At 62.8% G+C, this 16,145-nt stretch carries 17 protein-coding genes; 6 read left to right on the top strand and 11 right to left on the bottom strand.

All coding sequences use genetic code 11. The features are described 5' to 3' along the window. Positions 1-331 precede the first annotated feature (331 nt). Entirely contained in the window at positions 332-1,579 is a 1,248-nt protein-coding gene (locus ACSQ8R_RS04100) for an MFS transporter (protein ID WP_436252213.1), read from the top strand. Positions 1,580-1,592: 13 nt separating this feature from the next. On the opposite strand, the gene recO is transcribed toward ACSQ8R_RS04100, so the two are convergent. Next, the gene (recO, locus tag ACSQ8R_RS04095) at positions 1,593-2,345 is read right to left on the bottom strand and encodes a DNA repair protein RecO (protein ID WP_436252212.1); all 753 of its coding nucleotides are present in this window, start codon (positions 2,343-2,345) and stop codon (positions 1,593-1,595) included. 195 nt (positions 2,346-2,540) lie between these two features. On the opposite strand from recO, the gene ACSQ8R_RS04090 reads away from it, so the two are divergent. Further along, positions 2,541-2,930, top strand: a complete 390-nt coding sequence (locus ACSQ8R_RS04090; RefSeq protein WP_436252211.1) for a hypothetical protein — start codon at positions 2,541-2,543, stop codon at positions 2,928-2,930. A 9-nt stretch (positions 2,931-2,939) separates the two neighbouring features. Here the strand turns inward: ACSQ8R_RS04090 and ACSQ8R_RS04085 are convergent, their stop codons facing one another. The 7 genes from ACSQ8R_RS04085 to ACSQ8R_RS04055 form a co-directional block, all read right to left on the bottom strand. Then, on the bottom strand, positions 2,940-3,443 hold the full coding sequence (locus ACSQ8R_RS04085) for a PAS domain-containing protein (RefSeq protein ID WP_436252210.1): 504 nt from the start codon (positions 3,441-3,443) through the stop codon (positions 2,940-2,942). Positions 3,444-3,609: 166 nt separating this feature from the next. After that, positions 3,610-4,578, bottom strand: coding sequence for a GTPase Era (era, locus tag ACSQ8R_RS04080; RefSeq protein WP_436252209.1), 969 nt, complete (start codon positions 4,576-4,578; stop codon positions 3,610-3,612). A gap of 10 nt (positions 4,579-4,588) precedes the next feature. Next, the gene (gene rnc / locus ACSQ8R_RS04075) at positions 4,589-5,308 is read right to left on the bottom strand and encodes a ribonuclease III (RefSeq protein ID WP_436255373.1); all 720 of its coding nucleotides are present in this window, start codon (positions 5,306-5,308) and stop codon (positions 4,589-4,591) included. Then, complete coding sequence (gene lepB / locus ACSQ8R_RS04070) at positions 5,305-6,054, bottom strand: signal peptidase I (protein ID WP_210011236.1); 750 nt, start codon at positions 6,052-6,054, stop codon at positions 5,305-5,307. Before lepB ends, rnc begins: the two co-directional genes overlap by 4 nt. 83 nt (positions 6,055-6,137) lie before the next feature. Continuing rightward, complete coding sequence (gene acpS, locus ACSQ8R_RS04065) at positions 6,138-6,539, bottom strand: holo-ACP synthase (RefSeq protein ID WP_436252208.1); 402 nt, start codon at positions 6,537-6,539, stop codon at positions 6,138-6,140. Between the two features lie 39 nt (positions 6,540-6,578). Further along, positions 6,579-7,139 (bottom strand): DUF2062 domain-containing protein, encoded by a 561-nt coding sequence (locus ACSQ8R_RS04060; RefSeq protein ID WP_436252207.1) that lies wholly within the window; start codon positions 7,137-7,139, stop codon positions 6,579-6,581. Positions 7,140-7,370: 231 nt separating this feature from the next. Beyond that, positions 7,371-7,526 carry a DUF3563 family protein gene (locus ACSQ8R_RS04055; protein ID WP_080954080.1) on the bottom strand — a complete coding sequence of 52 codons (156 nt, stop codon included), beginning with the start codon at positions 7,524-7,526 and terminating at the stop codon, positions 7,371-7,373. 300 nt (positions 7,527-7,826) lie between these two features. Here ACSQ8R_RS04055 and ACSQ8R_RS04050 point away from each other — a divergent pair, with 300 nt between their 5' ends. Further along, positions 7,827-8,480, top strand: coding sequence for a glutathione S-transferase family protein (locus tag ACSQ8R_RS04050; RefSeq protein ID WP_436252206.1), 654 nt, complete (start codon positions 7,827-7,829; stop codon positions 8,478-8,480). 183 nt (positions 8,481-8,663) lie between these two features. Then, positions 8,664-10,142, top strand: coding sequence for an FAD-dependent oxidoreductase (locus ACSQ8R_RS04045; protein ID WP_436252205.1), 1,479 nt, complete (start codon positions 8,664-8,666; stop codon positions 10,140-10,142). 202 nt (positions 10,143-10,344) lie between these two features. Here ACSQ8R_RS04045 and ACSQ8R_RS04040 read toward each other — a convergent pair whose 3' ends face one another. Together ACSQ8R_RS04040 and rpoZ are read right to left on the bottom strand one after the other, a co-directional pair. Further along, positions 10,345-12,573, bottom strand: coding sequence for a RelA/SpoT family protein (locus ACSQ8R_RS04040; protein WP_436252204.1), 2,229 nt, complete (start codon positions 12,571-12,573; stop codon positions 10,345-10,347). Positions 12,574-12,731: 158 nt separating this feature from the next. After that, the gene (gene rpoZ / locus ACSQ8R_RS04035; RefSeq protein WP_306864869.1) at positions 12,732-13,139 is read right to left on the bottom strand and encodes a DNA-directed RNA polymerase subunit omega; all 408 of its coding nucleotides are present in this window, start codon (positions 13,137-13,139) and stop codon (positions 12,732-12,734) included. Positions 13,140-13,428: 289 nt separating this feature from the next. Between rpoZ and ACSQ8R_RS04030 the strand changes: the two genes are divergently transcribed. After that, the gene (locus tag ACSQ8R_RS04030) at positions 13,429-14,004 is read left to right on the top strand and encodes an NYN domain-containing protein (RefSeq protein WP_436252203.1); all 576 of its coding nucleotides are present in this window, start codon (positions 13,429-13,431) and stop codon (positions 14,002-14,004) included. 85 nt (positions 14,005-14,089) lie between these two features. Then, on the top strand, positions 14,090-15,199 hold the full coding sequence (locus tag ACSQ8R_RS04025; protein ID WP_436252202.1) for a bifunctional transcriptional activator/DNA repair enzyme AdaA: 1,110 nt from the start codon (positions 14,090-14,092) through the stop codon (positions 15,197-15,199). Here the strand turns inward: ACSQ8R_RS04025 and ACSQ8R_RS04020 are convergent. Continuing rightward, positions 15,177-16,142: a lysylphosphatidylglycerol synthase transmembrane domain-containing protein gene (locus tag ACSQ8R_RS04020; protein ID WP_436252201.1), complete on the bottom strand. Its 966-nt coding sequence runs from the start codon at positions 16,140-16,142 to the stop codon at positions 15,177-15,179. The two genes, ACSQ8R_RS04025 and ACSQ8R_RS04020, sit on opposite strands and share 23 nt — an antisense overlap. Positions 16,143-16,145 lie beyond the last annotated feature (3 nt).

Below are 16,145 nucleotides of genomic sequence, written 5' to 3'. Positions count from 1 at the left end.
TGCCCGCGCGATACCCCCCTCTGCCCTGCCGGGCATCTCCCCCTCAAGGGGGGAGAGTGACCTGTGGCGCCGCCCTGCCCTGTCTCCGCTATCTTCCTTGCTGCAAATGATACGGCAAATGTTGCGGGAAGGTCGCGCCACATCCGATCTCCCCCCTTGAGGGGGAGATGTCCGGCAGGACAGAGGGGGGTGCCGCACCCGGAACCACGCTTATACGGGAAGTCCCCGAGCCCGGCTGCATCAATCCCGGTGATGGATTGATTGAGCAAAAGTTGTTTTAAGAACAGCGGCGCACGCGATATGGTTCTCCTGGTTTTCGAGGAGGAATCGCATGCCCACATCCGCATCGCCATCCGTGAAGAGGCCGGCTTCCATGCCCTGGCTGATCATCGTCGCCGGCGCGTTGATCGCCATGCTGACCTTCGGGCCGCGCTCGGCCATGGGCTTCTTCCAGCTTCCGATGCTCCACGACACCGGCTGGGACCGCTCCACCTTCGGGCTGGCGATGGCGATCCAGAACCTCGCCTGGGGCCTCGGCCAGCCCTTTTTCGGAGCGCTTGCCGACAAATACGGAACCGGCCGCGTGCTGGCCTTGTCCGGCGTGCTTTATGCCGCCGGCCTCATCATCATGGCCAATGCCAGTGCGCCGGTCTGGCTGCATATCGGCGGGGGCGTGCTGATTGGCCTGGCGATCGCCGCCGGCTCGTTCAGCGTCATCCTCTCGGCCTTTGCCCGCCACGTGACGCCGGAGCAGCGCTCCATGGCGTTCGGCATCGGCACGGCCGCAGGCTCGGCCGGCATGTTCCTGTTTGCACCGCTGAGCCAGGCGCTGATCAGCAATTTCGGCTGGTCCGACAGCCTGGTCTATCTGTCGGTGATGATGCTGGTCGTGCCGCTGCTTGCCTTTCCCTTGCGCGGCAATGCCAGCTCGGGAAGCCAGTCGCACAGCCAGTTCCAGCAATCGGTGGGTGCGGCCCTGAAGGAAGCCTTCGGCCACCAGAGCTACCTGCTGCTCACCGCCGGGTTCTTCGTCTGCGGCTTCCAGGTCGCCTTCATCACCGCGCATTTCCCGGCCTATCTCGGGGATATCGGCATCGACGCGCGCTATGCGGTGATCGCCATGGCGCTGATCGGCTTCTTCAACATCATCGGCTCGCTCGGGGCGGGTTTTATCGGCCAGCGCTATTCGAAGCCCTATTTCCTCGCCTACATCTATATCGCCCGGTCGATCGTGGTGACGGCCTTCCTGCTTCTGCCGCAAACGCCGCTCTCGGTGATCGTGTTCGCGATCGTCATGGGGCTGCTCTGGCTTTCCACCGTGCCGCCGACCAACGGGCTCGTCGCCATCATGTTCGGCACCCGCCATCTCGGGCTGCTGGGCGGCCTGGTTTTCCTGTCGCACCAGGTGGGCTCGTTCCTCGGCGTGTGGATGGGCGGTTATCTCTACGACCGTTTCGGCTCCTACGATCCGGTCTGGTGGCTCGGCGTGGCGCTCGGCATGTTTGCCGCCGCCGTGCATTGGCCGATCCAGGAAAAGCCGGTGGACCGCGGGGTATTGCAGCCGCAGCCGGCGGAGTGACGGCCGGCCTGCCTCAGCCGGCCCGGCGTTCCGCATCCTTCAAAAGCGCCTTCAGCGCCGCCTGGACGAAACCGTCTCGGGCGGCGTTTTCCGTCAGCCCCCGGGGTTCGTAGACATGGCGGTGCAGGAAATAGCCGGTGAGGCGAAAAGCCTCCGCCATGCTGTCGCGGTCGGCGGCGGAAGCAGCGCCTTCGCCGAGGAAACCCGGCAGCGCAAGCATCCGGTCGGCATAGGGGGCGCCTGCCTCGCGAGAGACGGCGCGGCCGCTTTTCGGCGAGACGTAGACGAGGTTTTCCCGTCCGCCGGTCGCCGCGCATTCGGTGAGGTCGAGGCCGAAACCGAGGTCGTTCAGGACCGCGAGCTCGAAGCGCACGAAAAGCTCGCCGGCATCGGACGGGTCGTCGAAGGCATCGAGGATGACGTCCAGCGCATCGAAGAGATGCGGATGCGGGTCGCGCTCGGGAAGCAGGCGCAGCAGCGCGCCCATGGCCTGGACGCCGTAGACCGCGGTCGCGGTCTCCATCAGCTTGGCGGCGCGCAACCGGACGGGCTCCAGCTTGAACTCGCCGAGATGTTCGTCGAGCCGTGCACGCCAGACGGCCTCGACCCGGTTTCCGGCCTGCAGCACCGGCTGCATCGCCCGCGAGCGGCCGGAGCGGACGAGGCCGAGATGCCGACCGCGATCACGGGTCATCAGCTCGGCGATGACGCTCGTCTCGCCGTGCCGCTTGACACCTATGATGATCGCTTCGTCCTGCCACTGCATGTCTCTGTTCAAGCTCCTTTCGAGCCGATTCAACAATAGAGCATAAGTCCTTCGGACTGAATCGGTTTCTGCTTTCGCGCAGATGCGGCAAAGATGCAGGTGCCCATGGGCTTGCCTGGAACAAAACGGCCTCCATTTGGATTTCTGTGCGAAATGCCGATACGACCCACATCACGCCATCCTTGGGGAGCCTTCATGAAATACGCCCTCTTCGCCGCCGCCCTTCTGGCCGCCTCGCCTGCCACCCTTCTCCCCTCGCCGGCCGCCGCGCAATCGCAGCAGCTCGAGCAGGCCTGCATCACGGTCGCCAAGAATTTCCTGCTGGTGCCGTCGATCAAGACGGGGATCGTCCAGTCCTTCCCCGAGCTGGATCCGCCTGGCGCGCGCCTGACCTATTCCACCCGCGAGGACGCCAAGCCGACCGATTTCAACAACAGCATCGAATGCGAGTTCGACAAGGGGCAGCCGCCCTTCCGCCTGCAGCGCTTCTGCATTTCCGACACCTGCTACGGCCCGAACGAGCAGGACCAGGACAATCGCCGCCGGTACCAGGAGATCAAGGCGCTGATGGACCGGCAGAAATGAGGCGCCAGCCTATTTGCCGAGCACGTTGAGCGCCGACGTGAGGTAGCGTGCGGCGAGCATCTGGCGGCGTTTGGTGGCGAGCCCGAGAGCAGCGCGGCAATGGCGCTCCAGCGGATCGGTCGCGGCAACCGCCGCAGCCGAGGACTGGATCGCGACCGTCCCGGAATAGATATAGGGAACACCGTCTGCATCGCGCAGACAACGGCCGTTCGCGACGACCTCGATCCGGCGGCCGTCCGGATGGGTGAGGCGGTAGTTTTCCCGGTATGCGCCACCGCCGACGATCGCATCGTGGATCGCCTTTGCGACCCGTTGCCTGTCGCCCTCGTTGATGTAGCGGATGACCCTCTCGATGGGCGCACCGGCGGCCAACTCCTCGTCGGAAAGGCCGAATATGTCGGCGATCACCTGATCGCCATACACCTTGTTTTCCGGCACGACCCAACTGTAGAAGCCGAGAGCGTTCGGATCGTCCAAGCCCGCGTCTTCCCCTCCTGACCCGATATCCGACATTCATGACTCTCCATGCCACTTTACCGATAAATTGGATCTTCGGCTCTACGTTAGCAAGTCATTATAATGATGGATAAAAATCACTAACAAGGCCCTTCGTCCGCAGGTGGGGCCAAGAATAATTCACGCCGCCATGCGGCGGCGTCGGCAGAGCTGGCGCTGTGGCTCAGGACTTCGGAAACTCCAGTCCCATCTCGCGGAACCGTTCCGGATCGTCGCCCCAGTTCTCGCGAACCTTGACGAACAGGAAGAGGTGGACAGGCTGTTCGAGGATCTCCGAGAGCTCCTTGCGGGACGCGGTGGAGATCGCCTTGATGGCGTCGCCGTTCTTGCCGAGCGCGATCTTCTTCTGGCTGTCGCGCTCCACGTAGATCACCTGTTCGATGCGCACCGAACCGTCCTTGCGCTCCTCCCACTTCTCAGTCTCGACATGACTGGCGTAGGGAAGCTCCTGGTGGAGGCGCAGGAAGAGCTTTTCGCGGGTGATCTCGGCGGCGAGCTGGCGCATCGGCAGGTCGGAAATCTGGTCCTCGGGATAATACCAGGGGCCTTCCGGCAGCGTCGCGGACAGATAGTCCATCAGGTCGTCACAGCCGGAACCTGTCGTGGCCGAGACCATGAAGGTGCGCTCGAACGCCACGGCTTCGTTGGCGGCAGCAGCCAGTTTCAGCAGGTCCTCATGGCGGACGCGATCGATCTTGTTCAGGACAAGGATCTTCGGCTGCTGGACTTCCTTCAAACCTTCGAGGATCGCCTCGGCATCGCCGCGGATGCCGCGTTCGCTGTCGATCAGGAGAAGGATCAGGTCGGCATCCTTGGCGCCGCCCCAGGCCGACGTCACCATGGCGCGGTCGAGCCGGCGGCGCGGCTTGAAGATGCCGGGCGTATCCATGAAGACGATCTGGGCGTTGTCATGGATGGCGATGCCGCGCACGATGGCGCGCGTCGTCTGCACCTTGTGGCTGACGATCGACACCTTGGCGCCGACGAGCCGGTTGAGCAGCGTCGATTTTCCGGCATTGGTCGGGCCGATCAGCGCCACGAAGCCTGAATGGGTAGCACCAGCGGGCGTCGCCCCGGCGGGAGTCTGGCCGGCTTCGTTCTCGTCACCGGCAGTGTTGTCGTTCTCGGTCATAGTGTCCAATTCATTGTTCGGCAGAGGGTTTCTGCCACACGCCTTCGCGTTCGAGCATCCTGGTGGCGGCCACCTGTTCGGCGGCGCGCTTGGATCGATCCACGCCGGTCTCCGGCGCCACGCCGGTTACCTCGACGGTCACCGTGAAACGGGGATCATGATCCGGCCCGGACCGTTCGTCCACCCGGTAGGCGGGCGTCAGGCCGAATTTCGCATGCGCCCATTCCTGCAGCTCGGTCTTGGCATCGCGCCGCGCGCCGTCGGCGCGGGTGGCGCGGCCTTCCCAATACTTCAGGATGAAGCCGCGGGCGGCTTCGAGCCCGCCATCGAGATAAAGCGCTGCGATCAGGCTTTCCACCACGTCGGCGCGCACGTTCATCATCCGCTTGCCAGTCAGCTTCTTGACGTCGGCACCGGTGCGGATGAAGCGGTGCAGCTCCAGTTCGTCGGCAACCAGCGCGCAGCTGTCGGCGCTGACGAGCTGGTTCAGTCGCACGGAAAGCTCGCCTTCGGCCGCGGTGCGGAACGTCTTGAACAGCAGTTCGGCGACACACAGGCCGAGCACGCGGTCTCCGAGGAATTCCAGCCGTTCGTAATTGGCGCTCTTGGCCGACCCGGTGCTCGCATGAGTGAGCGCCCGGTCGAGCCATTGCTTGTCGGCGAATTCATGACCTATGGCTTTTTCAAGCTGGCCCCGCTCCTCCGCCGAAAGCGTCTTGGACTTCATCACCGGACGACCTTGAAAATCCGGTCCCAGCGCATATTCGTCGGCCACTTCCAGATCTCGCGGAACGAGGTGTCGTTGCCGAGCGAGAAGAAGATGACGCTGGCGCGACCGACCAGGTTTTCGGCGGGCACGTAACCGACGTCGAAACGACTGTCGAGGGAGTTGTCGCGGTTGTCACCCATGAAGAAATAGTGGCCGGCCGGAACGACGAATTCCTGGGTGTTGTCGCCGCGCGAAACCGGGGAATGGTCGAGCGTGTCGTAGGTGACGCCGTTATCCAGCGTTTCGCGGAAGACCGGCACGTCGGTGCCCGGATCGAGGCTGTAATCGGAGGTGAAGGTGCCGTCGCCCTGCTTGGGGACCGGCTTGCCGTTGAGGAACAGCACGCCGTTGGTGACCTGGACGCGGTCGCCCGGCAGGCCGATCAGGCGCTTGATATAGTCGATGTCCGGATGGCTCGGCAGGCGGAAGACGATGACGTCGCCACGCTTCGGCTCATTGAATTCCAGGATGCGGCCTGAGAACAGGTCGGGCGAGAACGGCAGCGAATATTTCGAATAACCGTAGGCGAACTTGTTGACGAAGATATAGTCGCCGACGAGCAGGGTCGGCATCATCGAACCGGACGGGATGGTGAACGGCTGGAACAGCACCGTACGGATCACCATCGCCAGCAGCAAGGCCTGGATGATGACCTTGATGTTTTCCCAGAGGCTGTTCTGCGACTTGGTCTCGGCTTTATCGGACACGTTTGACGTCTTTCTGTTCGGCTCGGCTGTTGCCAGCGGTTTTGCGTTCTCTAAACCCTTCGCAAAGCGGCGGCAATGGTCGATTAGGCCGCGAGGCGCGCTTCGATCACCACAAAGGCCTGCGCATAAGGGTATTCGTCGGTGATGGTGATGTGAATAACCGCTTCGTGGCCTGCCGGCATCATGCCCGCAAGACGTTCGGCGGCGCCATTGGTGAGGACCATGGTCGGTCGCCCGCCGGGCAGGTTGACGACCCCCATGTCCTTCCAGAACACGCCGTGCGCGATGCCGGTGCCGAGCGCCTTGGAACAGGCCTCCTTGGCGGCGAAACGCTTGGCATAGGAGGCCGCGCGGTTCTGGCGGCGGTCGGATTTTGCCCGCTCGATCTCGGTGAAACAGCGATGGGTGAAACGCTCGCCGAAACGTTCGATGGATTTCTCCACGCGTCTTATGTCGATGAGGTCGCTGCCCATGCCGATGATCATGAAATCTCCCTGCGGCGCCCGGCCGCTTCCCGTCAGTCTTTATACTGACTTGAGGGCTCCGGCCCGCGCCGTCAAGCGTTCCAGCCGCCGGTTACGGAAACTGCGCACGCCCAGATACGTGACGGCATAGAAAACCAGGCCGCACAGAATGCCCGGCGGCAGGGAGCCTATCAGCATCGGCTCCAGGATCGGTCGCCAGAGCTGCGAGACATCGAGATGGTGAAAAAGCCTGCCGAGATCGAGACTGTCATGGCCGGCAGCGTCGTTGCCAAGCATCGTCTCGCCGATCTTCCAGGTGAGCGGCCAGATGATCGGGCAGGTGATGGGATTGGCAAAGGTGGTGCCGAGCGCCGCGGCGATCATGCTGCCGCCGAAGAGATAGGCGAGCGGGATCGCAAACAGGATGTGGAGGCCGAGAAACGGAGTCCAGGCGCTGACCACGCCGATCGCAAGACCGGCCGCAACCGCATGCGGCGAACCGCCAATGCGCATCACCTTGAGGCGATAATAATCGAGGACGCGGCGAAAGCCCTTGGGAGGCAGGACGGCACGGCGCAGTCTTTCACGAAATGCAAGCGGTGTACGGCGGCGAAACGGCATCGGAGCGCATCTGGTCGGCAGCGGGATCTTGATCCGTCAGCTGCGGGATTCTTCGGTCGAACAGGCTTTAGCCCAAGCCGAAGATGATGGCGAAAATTGGCCCGTCTCGCATGAGACAAGCTTTTCGCGGAGGTGATCGGGTCTTCGGCCGCATCGAGGCGGCACGCGAAGACCTGCAACTGCCGCGCGGCAATCTTCCGCGCGAACGGGTGGCTGGTCGAGGCGTGTCGCTTAGAAACCGGACTTGCGGAACATGCCGCGGTCGATCTGGCGCATGCGGTATTCGAGGTCGATCCGGTCGTTTGCTTCGTTCAGGTAAGCGACTTCGCGGTCCTGGGTGGTGGGGACGCGGAAAGCGCGGGCGAACTTGCGTACTGAGTCAAACATGATGTTTCCTTTCTTCTAATATTGCACTGCAACAACATAAGGCGCGGCACCGCGCTTTACCAACGCCGCAACCGCCGGGCAGCCCTGCGTGGGAAGCATGGCGGGTTAATGGGGATGCGCAGGAAATGGGCGCGTCGGCGTTCGTCAGGTTCCAACTTGCGGAGAAGCCGACACTCCACAGCAGAGGAACGTGCGCGTTTGAGCCGTATTTGATATGACGGGAGGCATTGTTTCGGGCACGGATGTCGGAATCGCGTTTAGCCGGTCGTCTTCAAGACGAACAAGCCATGGAGGACGACGATGACTATTACCATTACCGCCTTCGAACGGTCGCCGGACCGTGGCCGGGGGCTGGCGCGTGACATGCGCGTTCGCTGGGCGCTCGAAGAAGCGGGACAGCCTTACGACGTCCGTCTTGTTTCGTTCAAGGCGATGAAGGAATCCGCGCATCTGGCGCTTCAGCCTTTCGGGCAGATTCCGACCTATGAAGAAGGCGATCTCGCCCTGTTCGAGTCGGGAGCGATCGTGCTCCATATCGCGGAACGGCACGGAGGCCTGCTGCCCGACGATGCGAATGCCCGGGCGCGCGCCATCGCATGGATGTTTGCCGCGCTCAATACCGTGGAACCGCCGATCTTCGACCGCAGCCTCGCGACAATCCTCGAGCGCGAAGAGCCCTGGTACGAGAAACGTCTGCGCGCGCTCGAGGATAGTATCCGGAAGCGGCTGGCCGACCTTTCCCGCCGTCTCGGCGACTTGGACTGGCGCGACGGTGCGTTCAGCGCAGGTGACCTCCTGATGGTGTCGGTGCTGCTCAGGTTGAAAGCGTCATCGGATATCCTGGGCGGCTATCCGAACCTTTCCGCCTATGTCGCCCGCGGCGAAGAGCGACCCGCATACAAGCGGGCCTTCGACGCACAGCTGGCTGTTTTCACCGCCGCATCGCAGGGCTGACAGCGGCCGGCTCCGGCGCGAAGCCATTCTGTGGATCTTTCGTGGGGTCTGCGGGGCCGATCCTAGCCCAAATCGAGAAAGCTCTATCGGCGGATTGGTGTCTTTCCGAGCAGCGTTTTCCTTGGCTAAATCCCCCCTCGGGCTCGTCGGGCGCGACGACCGGCGGAAATTGAGGAGGATGCCATGAATGATCGCAACGTATCGGTGAAGGAGATACGCCAGAACGAGAACCGCTTCCTGAGTTCCGACATCTTTGAATCAGGCCAATATGTCTTCCCCCGCCGCAACGGTGAGGGCGTTCTTCGCGAAGAGGCGCGCGACATCCCCGTCTATCATCGCTGCGACGTGCTGGTGGTGGGTGGCGGTCCCTCGGGAACGGCAGCGGCACTTGCCGCGGCCCGAACCGGAGCCGAGGTCGTGGTGCTGGAGCGCTACAATCATCTCGGCGGTCTTTCCACGGGCGGCGTGGTGATCTGGATCGACCGGATGACCGACTGGGAGGGACGACAGGTCATTCGCGGGTTTGCCGAGGAGGTTCTCGGCCGCCTTCCCCCTGAAGCCGTCGCTGGGCCGGACCGCAGCCTCTGGGGCGTGCAGGATGCCGAGCTTGCGAAATACTGGCGGCTGCGGACCTCCGCCTTCCACGGCATCGTCACCTGGGCGCCGACCATCGATCCCGAGCGGCTGAAGCTGACCTCGCAGGAAATGCTGATCGAGGCGGGTGTCAGGATCGTCTTCCATTCCTGGGCCGCGACGCCGGTGGTCGAGGATGGCGCGGTCAAGGGTGTCGTCTTCGAAAGCAAGGAAGGCCGCCAGGGGATCATGGCCAAGGTCGTGGTGGACTGCACCGGCGACGGTGACGTTTTTGCACGCGCAGGGGCCGATTTCGAAGCCGATATCGAGGAAGGCGACGTGCATCACTCGATGAATACCGGCTTCATGCTGGGCGGCGTCGACATGGCGACGTGGCTGACATTCCGATCCGAGCAGGAGCAGGCCTTCGCCGACTTCAACGCGCTGGGGCGTGATCAGCTCGGGTTCTTCCAGACGCCTTACGTTTCCTGGCGCAACGACATCGCGCTGTTCCTCGGGCCGCGGCAATCGGGTCTTTCGGCGCTCAATGTCGACGACATGACCGAGGTGGAAATCCGCTCGCACCGGTTCATGCAGTCGCATTGCGAGTTCTTCCGCAAGAACGCGCCCGGCTTCAAGGACGCCTACATGCTCTTGAGCGCCCCGCAGCTCGGCGTCCGGCACACGCGGCGGCTGGCCGGGGTCGGCAGGGTCGAGCGCAGCCAGTGGCCCGAGGGCAAGGTCCTGCCGGACGAAATAGGCGTCAGCCCCTCGGTCTCGCCGAAATTCCCGGCGATCTCCGTGCCTTACGGAGCGCTTGTCCCGGCCAGGCTGAACGGACTGCTGGCCGCGGGACGCCACATCTCCTGCGATGCCAACAGCCACGGTTTCATGCGCGAAATCCCGCAATGCTGGCTGACGGGACAGGCGGCGGGTGCTGCGGCGGGTATCGCGGCCAATCGCGGCGTGACGCCGCGGGATGTGAATATCGCCGAACTGCAATCGACGCTGCGGGCGCAGGGTGCGTTCGTGCGCGATGCGAGCGAGGCTCGTTCCCTAGAGAACAAGGCCGAGACGGTTTCGGGCTAAGGGAAAACTCTCGTTCGGGTAAGCGGCGACTGCATATCGGAACGCCCCTCATCCGCCCTGCCGGGCACCTTCTCCCCGTTTTGACGGGGAGAAGGACATATGCCGCGCCGTCTACGTCCCTCTCCGACCACACGTGTGGCACGTCCCCTCGCCCCGCACGCGGGGAGAGGGTTAGGGTGAGGGGCAAATCCGTCACGCCCCCTCAGTCATACACCCGCTTCACATTCGCCACGCAGTCGAGATCCTTCAGCTGGCTCAACAGCTGGTTCAACTGCCTCAGGTCCCAGACCTCGACTTCCATGGTGATCTCGGAGAAATCGGCGGCGCGGTTGCTGCCCATGGTCAGCGTTCGGATGTTGATGTCGAGATGGGCGATCGTTTGGGTAACGGTCGCGAGCGTGCCCGGCTCGTTCAGGGTATTGACCTCGATGCGGGCGAGGAAGCGCGATTTGTTGGCTTCGTCGAGATCCCAGCGCACGTCGATCCAGCGTTCCGGCTGATCGTCGAAGCGCTGCAGGGCAGACGCCTGGATCGGGTAGATGGTGATGCCCGTGTCCTTCTCCATGATGCCGACGATACGGTCGCCGGGGACTGCGCCGCTCGGCGCAAACCGCACCTGCAGATTGCCGGAGAGGCCGCGGATCGGCAGCGGATCGGGGCCTGCCTCGAGCTCCTCCGGCGAGACGCGCCGCTGGTTCGGCAGCTTGAAGATCATGCCGGAGGCGCTGCGCATGTTGAACCAGCCGTCATCGGCGGCCGGCTTCACGGTGACCCGCTCGTCCTTGTAATCCGGGAAGACGGCGCGCAGCACGTCGAGCGAGGAGAGCTCACCGCGCCCGACGGCGGCAATCGCGTCCTCGACATCCTTGTGCGCCAGGCGGGGCAGCGCCGGTTTGAGCGTATCGCGGGCAAAGACCTTGCCGGCGCGCTCGAAGGTGCGCTCCAGGATGCGGTGGCCGAGGCCGGCATATTGCTTGCGGATCGCCATGCGGGTGGCGCGGCGGATCGCCGAGCGCGCCTTGCCGGTGACGACGATCTCTTCCCAGGCGGCGGGCGGCACCTGAACGCCGGAGCGGATGATCTCCACCTCGTCGCCGTTGTTGAGGCGGGTGACGAGTGGCATGATCCGGCCGTTGATCTTGGCGCCGACGGTGGTGTTGCCGATGGTGGTGTGAACCGCATAGGCGAAGTCGATCGGGGTTGCGCCGCGCGGCAGGGCGATCAACTTGCCCTTCGGCGTGAAACAGAAGACCTGGTCCTGGAACAGTTCGAGCTTGGTATGCTCCAGAAATTCTTCCGGATTGTCGCCTTCGGCCAGCGATTCGATCGTGTGCCGAAGCCAAGAATAGGCGTTGGATTCCTTCGGCAGCAGCTCTCCGCCCTTCACCGCTCCCTGGCCATCCTTGTAGAGCGCATGCGCAGCGATGCCGTATTCGGCGATCTCCTGCATCAGCTGGGTGCGGATCTGCAGCTCGATGCGCTGGCGCGACGGGCCGACGATCGTCGTATGGATCGAGCGGTAGTCGTTCTGCTTCGGGTTGGAGATATAGTCCTTGAAGCGGCCGGGCACGACGCGCCACCGCGTATGGACGATACCGAGCGCCCGGTAACAGGACGGAATGTCGCCGACGATGATGCGGAAGCCGTAGACGTCCGAAAGCTGCTCGAAGGAGAGCGACTTCGACTGCATCTTGCGGAACACCGAATAGGGCTTCTTCTGGCGACCCTTGACGAAGGCGTCCTTGAGACCGTTGGCGATCAGCAATTCACGCAGCTCGTCCTCGATCTTCTTGATCAGGCCCTCGTTGCGGGCTTCCAGATCGGCAAGCCTCTGGGTGACGGTCTCGTAGGCCTCCGGGTTCATGTAGCGGAAGGACAGTTCCTCCAGCTCGTCGCGCATGTCCTGCATGCCCATGCGGCCGGCAAGCGGCGCATAGATATCCATCGTCTCTTCGGAAATGCGCGCCTTCTGCTCGGCCTTCATGTGCTCCAGCGTGCGCATGTTGTGCAGGCGGTCGGCGAGCTTGACGAGGAGAACGCGCACGTCGTCGGAAATGGCGAGCAGCAGCTTGCGCAGGTTTTCCGCCTGCTTGGCCTTCTTGGAGACGAGGTCGAGGCGTTTCAGCTTGGTGAGGCCTTCGACCAGCCGGCCGATATCCTCGCCGAACAGTTCGTCGATCTCGGCCCGGGTGGCGGTGGTATCCTCGATCGTGTCATGCAGCAGGGCAACCGCGATCGTCGACTCGTCGAGATGCATGTCGGTGAGGATGGCGGCAACTTCGAGCGGATGGGAGATATAGGGGTCGCCGCTGGCGCGCTTCTGCTGGCCATGCTTCTGCATGGCGTAGACATAGGCCTTGTTGAGCAGAGCTTCGTTGGCTTCGGGCTTGTATTTCTGAACCCGTTCCACGAGCTCGTATTGCCGCATCATCCTGAAAAATGTCCTCGATACCGCGCCTGTGCCCGTGAATGGGCGCTGGCCGAAAAGAAAATGGCGCGCCAACCGTGAAGATTGGCGCAGCCATCATAAAACATTCAAGCAGATTAGGGCGAGAGAATGAACGAAAACTTGCTAAGCGAATGTTTCGCTTAGTAATCGTCGCTCTTTTCCGGCGGCACCAGGCCTTCGATGCCGGCGAGCAGTTCCTCTTCCGACATCTGGTCGAAGGTGACGGCTTCCGGAGCGTCGTCTTCCTCGTCGCGATCCGAAGCGACGGACACGCCGCCGGCAGCGATCAGCGAAGCCGGATCGGGCTCGGGCTCGTCCACCTCGACATGCTTCTGCAGCGAATGAATGAGGTCTTCCTTGAGGTCGTCCGGCGAAAGAGTCTCATCGGCGATTTCGCGAAGGGCGACGACAGGATTTTTGTCATTGTCGCGATCGATGGTGATCGAAGCGCCCTGCGAGATCTGGCGGGCACGATGGCTCGCGAGCAGGACCAGTTCGAACCTGTTGTCGACTTTGTCAATGCAATCTTCTACTGTGACACGGGCCATTGCCTGTCCTTTGATCGGTGATTTCCGGAATTGATACGCCCGATACAGCCATTGCGCGGCAAATTCAAGTTTTTCCTGATAATTGACTTTTGACAAGCCGCGCGGCGTCTTCTGGGGGCGCCCGCGAAATTCAACCCCAAGCTGCTTGGATTATTGCGAATCGTGCCATAAATGACAGTTATATGAATAGTTCGTAATGTAGTGGATTATTCCGGAGATTTGGTTCGGCTTATATTGACCAGGTCTCCACCTGCAAAGCAGGTTGATAAGAAAAGGGGATGGAGACCACATGTTTGACCCAAGGGAGAAGATTGCTCTCTTCATAGACGGCGCAAATCTTTACGCTGCTTCGAAAAGCCTCGGCTTCGACATCGATTACCGGAAATTGCTCAAGGCTTTTCAGAAGCGCGGTTATCTTCTACGCGCCTATTACTATACGGCCCTGATCGAGGATCAGGAATATTCTTCGATCCGCCCGCTGATCGACTGGCTCGACTACAACGGGTACAAGGTCGTCACCAAGCCGGCCAAGGAATTCACCGACTCGATGGGTCGGCGCAAGATCAAGGGCAACATGGACATCGAGCTTGCGATCGATGCCATGGAGCAGTCGGAAACCGTCGACCATCTCGTGCTGTTTTCCGGCGACGGCGATTTCACCACGCTGGTGGAAGCCTTGCAGCGCAGGGGCCGCAAGGTTTCCGTGGTTTCGACCATGGCGACCCAGCCGCCGATGATCGCCGACGACCTGCGCCGCCAGGCCGATCATTTCATCGACCTGGTGTCGCTGAAGGCGGAAGTCGGCCGCGATCCGTCCGAGCGCCCGGTTCGTCCGGCGGAACCGACCGAGGCCGCCGACGTCTGATCCGGGTGATGTCTCAGATATCGAAAGAAGAATAGGCGCCCGTTTTTCGGCGGCGCCTTTTTTCGTTCTGGGCTAGAAAAGGCGCATGCTTTTCGAACGCCCCTCCGACGACGCTCTTTATGACGCCCTGGTCGCCCGCGATGCCTCCTATGAGGGTTTTGCCTGGGCGGCGGTGAAGACAACCGGCATTTTCTGCCGCCTCACCTGCCCGGCCCGCAAGCCGAAGCGCGAGAATACCAGTTTCTTCGAGACGATCGCCGAATGCCTGGAGGCCGGTTTCAGGCCCTGCAGCCGCTGCCGGCCGATGCTGAAACTCGGCGAGGCGGATCCGATGGTGACCCGGTTGTTTTCGGCGCTCGATGCCGAACCCTTCCGCCGCTGGAGCGAAGAGGATGTCGTTTCGCTCGGCATCGACCCTTCCACCGCCCGGCGCGCCTTCAAGCGGCAGTTCGGCATGAGCTTCCTCGAAATCGCTAAATTGCGGCGGATGGGCAAGGCGGCCGAGACACTCAAGGAGGGGGCGAGCGTTCTCGACGCGCAGCTGGACGCGGGGTACGAATCCGGCAGTGGTTTTCGCAGCGCGGTAACGAAGCTGTTCGGGACGGCACCCGCCAGCCTGCGGGAAAAGACCCTGCTCAGGGCCGACTGGATCGAAACGCCGATCGGGCCGATGATGGCGATCGCCGACCAGCACGCGCTGCACCTCCTCGAATTCGCCGAGCGCAAGGCGCTGCCGGCGGAAATCCGGAAACTTCGGACGTTCACGGGCGGCGGCATCGTCATGGGACGCCATCCGCCGATCGATCAGATCGAGGCGGAGCTGAGGACCTATTTCGCCGGCGAGGATCTGGGCTTCAGGACGCGGCTGGCGGGGCACGGCTCGCCCTTCCAGCGGCGGGTCTGGGAGGCGCTGCGGGCGATCCCGGCCGGGGTGTCCACCACCTATGGGGCCGTCGCCTGCGGACTCAACCTCCCCTCCTCCACCCGCGCGGTGGCGGGTGCCAATGGCGCCAACCAGATCGCCATCGCCATCCCCTGCCACCGCCTGATCGGCGCCGACGGCAGCCTCACCGGTTATGGCGGTGGGCTGTGGCGCAAGCGCTGGCTGCTGGAGCACGAGCGGCGGATGGTGGGGCAGAGAGGGGTAAGCACCCACCACGCTCAATACAAAGTCACGTCGATGCTGGCGCCGTGAGCTCCAGTCCCGACTGCGACTGCTGCCTGGCCTTCCTGGCCCGAAAAATCGCCTCGACGATCAAGGACAGCGGCAAGCCGATAAAGAACGGGATGAAGAAATAGATCACCCGGAACGCGACCAGCGAGCCGATGGAGGCCTGGTCCCCCATGACATGGCGGACGGTCGCTTCCAGGACACCGAGCCCGCCCGGCGCATGGGTAATCAATATCGCCAGGTTGGCGAGCACGAAGGCGGTTGCGGCCTTGAGATAGCTGACATCCGCCGTGGCGGCCATGACCTCGCGCAGGCAGGCGGAGACCAGCGCGAAATTGATCGTACCGATCACCACCTGGGCAATGGCGATCTTCAGCGTCGGCATTTCGAAGGTCCAGGAACGGATCTTCAGCGGCGTGCGGACGAAGGCCGCGAGCGCAAGGTATCCGGCAGTTGCGGCAAGGCAAGCAAACCCGATCGCGATGACCACGGCCTCACCCAGGCCCAGCACCGACGCGGCATCCTTCGGGTTGAGGACCATGACGATGCCCGACAGCATTGCCATGCCGATACCGACCGTGACGCCCGACAGCAGCACGATCTTCGCCACATCCTCGGTGCTCATGCCCCAATGGGCATAATAGCGGTAGCGCAGCGCGCCGCTGCTCAGGCCGGAGAGACCGACGCTCTGGCCGATCGACAGCGCGATGAAGGAGGCAAGCCCGATCTTCGGATAGGCAAGGTCGTTCTTCACATACCGCACGCCGGCCCAGTCGAAACCCGTCAGGCAGACATAGGAGCCGAAAGCGAAGAGGAGCGCCATCATGAGGTTGAAGGTGGGGATGGCGCGGACGGATTCGACGATGTCGGAGACCGAATATTCGCGAAAGGTGTGATAAAGCAGATAGGCGGCGGCGCCGAAGCCGATCACCAGCGTTCCGTAGGTCAGGATCTTCTTTCGCGTCATTGC

The organism is Neorhizobium sp. LjRoot104 (assembly GCF_964253725.1).
In the GTDB taxonomy this organism is placed as follows: Bacteria; Pseudomonadota; Alphaproteobacteria; order Rhizobiales; family Rhizobiaceae; genus Neorhizobium.
Note: the sequence above shows the minus strand (reverse complement) of the source record. Positions and strands in the feature narration are given on the sequence as shown.

What these genes read in the sequence shown, in the direction of transcription:
- ACSQ8R_RS04045 (WP_436252205.1), top strand. Translation starts at nt 8,664, where the DNA reads ATGAATGATCGCAACGTATCGGTGAAGGAGATACGCCAGAACGAGAAC.
- acpS (WP_436252208.1), bottom strand. Translation starts at nt 6,539, where the DNA reads ATGATCATCGGCATGGGCAGCGACCTCATCGACATAAGACGCGTGGAG.
- recO (WP_436252212.1), bottom strand. Translation starts at nt 2,345, where the DNA reads ATGCAGTGGCAGGACGAAGCGATCATCATAGGTGTCAAGCGGCACGGC.
- ACSQ8R_RS04020 (WP_436252201.1), bottom strand. Translation starts at nt 16,142, where the DNA reads ATGACGCGAAAGAAGATCCTGACCTACGGAACGCTGGTGATCGGCTTC.
- rpoZ (WP_306864869.1), bottom strand. Translation starts at nt 13,139, where the DNA reads ATGGCCCGTGTCACAGTAGAAGATTGCATTGACAAAGTCGACAACAGG.
- ACSQ8R_RS04060 (WP_436252207.1), bottom strand. Translation starts at nt 7,139, where the DNA reads ATGCCGTTTCGCCGCCGTACACCGCTTGCATTTCGTGAAAGACTGCGC.
- ACSQ8R_RS04085 (WP_436252210.1), bottom strand. Translation starts at nt 3,443, where the DNA reads ATGTCGGATATCGGGTCAGGAGGGGAAGACGCGGGCTTGGACGATCCG.
- ACSQ8R_RS04055 (WP_080954080.1), bottom strand. Translation starts at nt 7,526, where the DNA reads ATGTTTGACTCAGTACGCAAGTTCGCCCGCGCTTTCCGCGTCCCCACC.
- ACSQ8R_RS04050 (WP_436252206.1), top strand. Translation starts at nt 7,827, where the DNA reads ATGACTATTACCATTACCGCCTTCGAACGGTCGCCGGACCGTGGCCGG.
- ACSQ8R_RS04040 (WP_436252204.1), bottom strand. Translation starts at nt 12,573, where the DNA reads ATGATGCGGCAATACGAGCTCGTGGAACGGGTTCAGAAATACAAGCCC.
- ACSQ8R_RS04025 (WP_436252202.1), top strand. Translation starts at nt 14,090, where the DNA reads ATGCTTTTCGAACGCCCCTCCGACGACGCTCTTTATGACGCCCTGGTC.
- ACSQ8R_RS04030 (WP_436252203.1), top strand. Translation starts at nt 13,429, where the DNA reads ATGTTTGACCCAAGGGAGAAGATTGCTCTCTTCATAGACGGCGCAAAT.
- ACSQ8R_RS04100 (WP_436252213.1), top strand. Translation starts at nt 332, where the DNA reads ATGCCCACATCCGCATCGCCATCCGTGAAGAGGCCGGCTTCCATGCCC.
- ACSQ8R_RS04090 (WP_436252211.1), top strand. Translation starts at nt 2,541, where the DNA reads ATGAAATACGCCCTCTTCGCCGCCGCCCTTCTGGCCGCCTCGCCTGCC.
- era (WP_436252209.1), bottom strand. Translation starts at nt 4,578, where the DNA reads ATGACCGAGAACGACAACACTGCCGGTGACGAGAACGAAGCCGGCCAG.